Source organism: Pseudoalteromonas sp. TAB23 (genome assembly GCF_000498075.1).
Taxonomy (GTDB): Bacteria; Pseudomonadota; Gammaproteobacteria; order Enterobacterales; family Alteromonadaceae; genus Pseudoalteromonas; species Pseudoalteromonas arctica.
This window is the reverse complement of record NZ_AUTP01000272.1, coordinates 1-6,079: the sequence shown is the minus strand read 5'-3', so window position 1 is coordinate 6,079 and position 6,079 is coordinate 1. Positions and strand designations below refer to the sequence as shown.

Here is a 6,079-nt window from a genome sequence, read left to right as displayed (position 1 = left end):
CGCTGCCGAGTCTAACTCGTCGTTTGACTGCCCGGTAAGCATAATTATGGGGCCGCTAAAGCCATTAGCAATCGCTTCTTTTAATACATCTAAACCATTAGATGCACCCAAGCGGTAATCAAGCAGGCAAATGTCGTGCTCATTTTTGCTAAGCGTTGCAATTGCCTGCTCTGGGGAGCTTATCCATTGAATGTTAAACGTGTGTGAATCCAATTGGTCCAGATAGTCGCAGGTGAGTATGTAATCATCTTCATCATCTTCTACAAGCAGCAACTGAGTCACTTTATCTAACATACAATCTCCATTAATCGTTAAATGTTGTCGGTAGCTCTACAAATTCTACCCAGTATTTTCCTAGCGTTTTCATCAAATCAACCAAACCATCAAACGTTACTGGTTTTGTAATATAAGATGCAGCACCTAAGTTATAGCCTTTAACCATGTCCTCTTCTTGCTTAGACGTAGTTAATATAACAACCGGGATTCCCTTTAAATTAAGGTTCCCTTTTATAGCTTCAAGCGCTTCACGGCCATCCATTCTTGGCATGTTTAAATCAAGTAATATCAATCCTGGTCGTGGCGACACTGTTTTGTCTTCAAACTTACCTTTACGTTCTAAATATTCAAGTAACTCAACGCCGTCTTCAACAAAATGAAGCTCGTTAAGTACACGGCTTTCGGCAAGGGCATCTTGTGTTAACAAACGATCATCTTCATCATCATCTGCCATTAAAATAGTAATAGGTTTTACTTTTGAATAGGGCATTTAAGCCTCTCCTTGCAATGTGAAAAGCGCAGCTTCCACAGGTAGTTTTATAATGAAGGTTGCACCTTCACCGTCTTTACTTTGGGCTGTAATTGTACCACCGTGGCGCTCCACAATACGCCTACATACAGAAAGGCCAATACCCGTGCCTTTATATTGTGAGCGACCATGTAAGCGCTGAAACGGTACAAATATTTTATCGGCATAGTCTTGTGAAAAACCAATACCGTTATCTTCTATGGTAATAACTTGAAAGCTCAAATTGGTATTATGATCCTCACTAAAAATATCTTCATCTTGATAACTAATTTTTATATGTGGACTTACATCTGGGCGTCTAAATTTAACTGCATTCGACAACAAGTTTAAAAACAGCTGCTGCATTTGGCTTTTATCAGCCTGAATAACCGGTAAGTCTTCTACATCAACTTGTGTATTAGACTCACCTATCGCAATTTCTAAATCACTTAATATATCGGTTACTACTTCGTTTAAATTTGTATCATCAAAGTCTTTGCCGCGTGTTGTAATACGCGAGAACTCTAATAGGTCATTAATTAAGTTAGACATGCGTTGCGCTGCATTTTTCATGCGGCCAATGTAATCAATCCCTTTTTCACCCAGCTCATCTTTAAACATGGTTTCGAGGCGGTCACTAAAGGCTTGAATTTTTCTAAGCGGTTCTTGTAAATCATGGCTCGCTACAAAAGCAAATTCTTCAAGCTCTCGGTTACTTCGGCTCAGTTCGTCAGAATACAATGTTAATTCTTGCGTACGCTCAGACACTTTACTTGCTAAAGTCTCGTTTTGTTTCTCAAGCTCAAAGCGATACTGCGCTGCATTTCTTAAATTAAGACGAGTCATCACAAACATACCAATAATAAGTAATACGCTTGTGACTGCTGTAATAGCAAACGTGATTTTAGCTTCATTTTTAATTTGCGCTAACTTTGAAAAATGGCTCACTTTAAAGAGTAATTCGCGGTCTTGAACTTCATTAACACTCTCGCGAATTTGCTTATAAAGCTCCCGGCCTTTATGTGTATTTAATACATACAGCGCACGTCGTTCTTTGTCATCCAGAGCAAGATTCACCGTTTGTTTTAGCTCTTTAATTTTGCTATCAACTAATACTAGCAACTGAGCAATGCGCTCTGCTTGACCGTCAATTTCAGAGTGAAGCGACTTAACATGATTTATTTGCGCTTCAATTTGTCCTATAGCATCATAATAAGGCGTTAAATAGTCAGTCTCTTCTGTTAATAAATAACCGCGCTGACCCGACTCAGCTTGAACTACTGATAAATGCAGTTGCTCAATTCCCGTTGTCAGCATATTAGTGTTGTCTAAACTCTTTTGGGTTTGCGTTAAACCTTGAATCGTATTCAATGCTAAAACTGCGTTACCTACAATAATACTTAACACAACAACTATAAAAGCTGCCCAAGTAACATTCGCTTTACCTTGCTGTTTTTGCTTGCTCATTTAGCTTCCCGAATTAGAGTTTGTACAACACTTACTATTTATTGAGAGTCAGTGATTTTTTGTAAACTTTCACTACACTGTTGGCAATTGTTAATAATTTTATCAAGTGCATCTAGCGCTTTTTCTTTTGGCATATCGTTTTCAAGTACCAACTTAATAAGCTCTGCATTCATCGATATACGATTAAGCGGCGCTCTTGCATCGTGTACTAACTTATTTAGTTGCTCTGTTTGGTTATCGGATGTCATGTACTTCCTCAAATCTATTTATATTCGCCAATACCGCCATATGCATTAAGGCGGTTATAAAGTGTTTTAGTACTAATACCTAGCATTTGTGCAGCAAGCGTTTTATTACCTTGCACCTTGTCAAGCGTTGCATGAATAAGTTCTTTTTCGACTTCTTCAATGGTTTGTCCTGCTGATACTGGCTTTTCGGCAGTTTGATTATTAACGCGCGAAAAAGGCGACTCTAAGTTATCTGGTAGAATAATATCGCTAGTTTGCGGATCGCTCATAATAAATGCACGGTGTATAGCGTGGCGAATTTCGCGCACATTACCCGGCCACTCATAACTTTGTAGCTCTTTAAGCTGCGCGGGTGTCCAACTAAATGCGGTACCGTTTTCATCATTAAGCTGATCTAAAAATGCTTTAGCTAATAAAGGAATATCTTCTTTTCTATCGCGAAGTGGCGGTATATCAATAGGAAAAACAGCCAACCTAAAGTAAATATCTTCACGAATAATATTATTTTGTGCTAAATCAGTAAGCGAACGGTTCGTAGCTGAAATAACACGACAATTGGTTGGTATTTCTCTGTTACCACCTACGCGTGTTACCTTTTTAGTTTCAAGCACTCGCAGTAAATTTGGCTGCATATCAATTGGCATCTCGGTTACTTCATCTAAAAATAAAGTACCGTTATTAGATTGCTCAAACACACCTTCTTTGCGTGCAATTGCGCCTGTAAATGCGCCTTTTTCGTGGCCAAATAACTCACTACCAATTAACTCTTTTGAAAGTGCGCCACAGTTGCTAGCAACTAATGGGCCTTCGCACTGGCTTGCGTTATGAATAGCTTGAGCCACTACTTCTTTACCTGCACCACTTTCACCCATAAGCATCACGTTAGCGTTTGTTTTAGCTACGCGTTCAATCATGTTGTATAGTTTTTGCATTGGCTCAGACTCACCAATTAACCCACCAAAGTGACGTGTAATACCGCTCGACTTGGCTTTTTTAACTGTTTTTTTAGGGCCATTTAAAACGAGTTCTAAATCTTCGCGTTGTAATGGTTTTAATAAATGCCCTACATTTGGCTCACACATTTCAGCTAAAATGCCTTTAACTGAAGGATGACCCGATATAAGTGTAATTTTTGGAGATTGCCCAATCGTTTTTAAATGATCAAGTAAATGCAAACCGCTACCATCAGGTAACATAAAATCAAGTAGCACATGGTCAAAGGTATTATTTTCAAACCATTGATGTGCTTCTTTTAAACTGGTGGCGGTGCTTATATTGTGGCCGAGGAATTCGACTATGTGGCAAACAACGTCACTAAATTCAACGTCATCGTCTACTAAAAGTATGTCTAACATGATAAATCCCTATGCTTTTTTTCTTATTCTACGCATCCTAAATATTAATTTAAAGGCACGCCTAGAATCTAATTACTTAAATAGCTAATTAATCCAATGCTATTTATTTTACCAACCTAATATTTACGTATGCTTAAAAAAACGATCACAAATTACGAAAAATAATTAAAATCGTTTCTATTTATAGAATGGTAGCAACTGTTATCATTAAAAGCTTAAAAAAGGAGACGAAATGCAGCAATTAAAAACCTTAATTCATTCAGGTATTAATATTGACCACGGTAGTCAGTTTACGCGTTTAACAGCTCGCGCCATTGTTATTAAAAATAATAAAATACTTTTAATGTATACAAGCCGCTATGAAGATTACAGTTTACCTGGTGGTGGAGTAGATGAAGGCGAAAGTATTGAACAAGGCTTAATTCGCGAACTAAGCGAAGAAACCGGTGCACAACAAATAAGTGTAATTAAAGCCTTTGGACTCTATGAAGAGTATCGCCCTTGGTATAAAGAAGACTTTGATATTATTCATATCAAATCGTATTGCTTTGTATGTAATATTGCCGACGAGTTTGGCAAAGCACAGTTAGAGCATTATGAGCAGCAAAATGGCATGACTGCTAAATGGGTTGATATTAACAATGCAATTGCTCATAACGAGCGCACACTTGCTAACAGTGAAAAACAAGGACTCTCCATTTTACGAGAAACCTACCTACTAAAGCGCATTGCTAAAGAACTTCTATAAGTTGAATAAGCATGAGCAGTCAACCTTGTAAATTTTGCATCAATCAGAACTTTTTACTGCTTTGGATAATATATTCATAGTAGTAAAAAGTTATTAGCAGAATAAAAAACCAAAAATAGATACTACATTTCAATAGCTTGAGATTAATTAATACTGTTTTTTTGATATTGGCTTTCGTTTTGCACACTTATAGATAATTAATTTGTAAGGAGATAGAAATGAGTAACACAGTTAAAACGATTAATCCGGCAACTGAGCAAACCATTGAAACCTACACGCTACTTTCTCAAAAAGAAGCAGAACAGGTAATCGAAAAATCTCACGAAACATATTTAAAATGGCGCTTAACGTCGTTCACTGAACGTGCGAGATATCTTAATAAGTTAGCCTCACTTTTCGAAGAGCAAAAAGAATCTATCGCAAAACTCATGACCGAAGAAATGGGTAAAGTATACGAGCAAGGCTTTCAAGAAGTTGAACTATGTGCAGGAATTTGTCGTTACACAGCTGAACAAGGCCCACAAGTACTTGCTGACGAAGAACGTGATATGGACGGCGGCCGTGCAATTATCAGCTATCAACCAACAGGTGTACTGTTAGGTATTCAACCGTGGAACTTCCCGCTTTATCAGGTAATTCGCTACAGTGCTGCCAACATAATGGCGGGTAACACAACCGTATTAAAACATGCTGGTAACGTATTTGGCATGGCTGAAAAAATTGAAGAGCTATTTAAACAAGCTGGTTTCCCACAGTACTGTTTCAGCAACTTACTCATCGACGGTAAAACCGCCAGCTCACTCATTGCGCACAAAGCAATTAGCGGCGTAACCTTTACGGGTAGTGATGCCACAGGTAAGAAAGTAGCTGCAGAAGCGGGTAAACACGCTAAAAAAACAGTGTTAGAACTGGGTAGCAACGATGCATACTTAGTACTCGATGACGCTGATTTAGAGCTTGCAGTTAAAACCTGTGTAACAGGTCGCATGATCAATAACGGCGAAACGTGTGTTTCAGCTAAACGTTATGTTGTTGTTGAGTCACTTTACGATGACTTTAAAGCACAAATTAAAGAGCAGTTCGAAGCCATGAAAATGGGCGACCCAATGGCAGATGACACAGACTTAGGCCCAATGGCTCGTGAAGATTTACGTGATGGCATTCACGACCAAGTAATGGAATCAGTTAAAGCAGGTGCAAACATAGTAACGGGTGGCGAAATACCATCGCAAACAGGTTACTACTACCCACCAACGCTACTTGATAACCTATCACCTGGCATGCCGGCCTACGACGACGAATTATTTGGCCCTGTCGCTTCGCTTATTAAAGCGAAAGATAACGACGATGCTATGCGCATCGCCAACGACTCTCGCTACGGTTTAGGCGGTGGTATTTTCTCAAAAGACGAGAAAAAAGCGATTGAGCTTGCTAAAAAGTACTTCGACACCGGCATGATCAACATTAACGGCTACGG

At 38.8% G+C, this 6,079-nt stretch carries 7 protein-coding genes; 2 read left to right on the top strand and 5 right to left on the bottom strand.

Annotated elements, in window-relative coordinates; all coding sequences use genetic code 11:
* The 5 genes from L654_RS0116440 to L654_RS0116420 all read right to left on the bottom strand — a co-directional run.
* Positions 1–294 (bottom strand): response regulator (locus tag L654_RS0116440; RefSeq protein ID WP_024608478.1); only part of this gene is annotated, 294 nt, incomplete at its 3' end.
* A 10-nt stretch (positions 295–304) separates the two neighbouring features.
* Positions 305–766 carry a response regulator gene (locus L654_RS0116435; protein ID WP_024590273.1) on the bottom strand — a complete coding sequence of 154 codons (462 nt, stop codon included), beginning with the start codon at positions 764–766 and terminating at the stop codon, positions 305–307.
* Positions 767–2,251, bottom strand: coding sequence for a sensor histidine kinase (locus L654_RS0116430; RefSeq protein ID WP_024608477.1), 1,485 nt, complete (start codon positions 2,249–2,251; stop codon positions 767–769).
* 38 nt (positions 2,252–2,289) lie between these two features.
* A complete protein-coding gene (locus tag L654_RS0116425) occupies positions 2,290–2,499 on the bottom strand; it encodes a histidine kinase dimerization/phospho-acceptor domain-containing protein (RefSeq protein ID WP_007581523.1) in 210 nt (69 codons plus the stop codon).
* Positions 2,500–2,513: 14 nt separating this feature from the next.
* Complete coding sequence (locus L654_RS0116420) at positions 2,514–3,854, bottom strand: sigma-54 dependent transcriptional regulator (RefSeq protein ID WP_024608476.1); 1,341 nt, start codon at positions 3,852–3,854, stop codon at positions 2,514–2,516.
* Positions 3,855–4,086: 232 nt separating this feature from the next.
* On the opposite strand from L654_RS0116420, the gene L654_RS0116415 reads away from it, so the two are divergent.
* Positions 4,087–4,602 carry an NUDIX domain-containing protein gene (locus tag L654_RS0116415; RefSeq protein ID WP_024608475.1) on the top strand — a complete coding sequence of 172 codons (516 nt, stop codon included), beginning with the start codon at positions 4,087–4,089 and terminating at the stop codon, positions 4,600–4,602.
* Between the two features lie 218 nt (positions 4,603–4,820).
* A partial coding sequence (locus L654_RS0116410) for an NAD-dependent succinate-semialdehyde dehydrogenase (RefSeq protein ID WP_024608474.1) occupies positions 4,821–6,079 on the top strand: 1,259 nt, incomplete at its 3' end.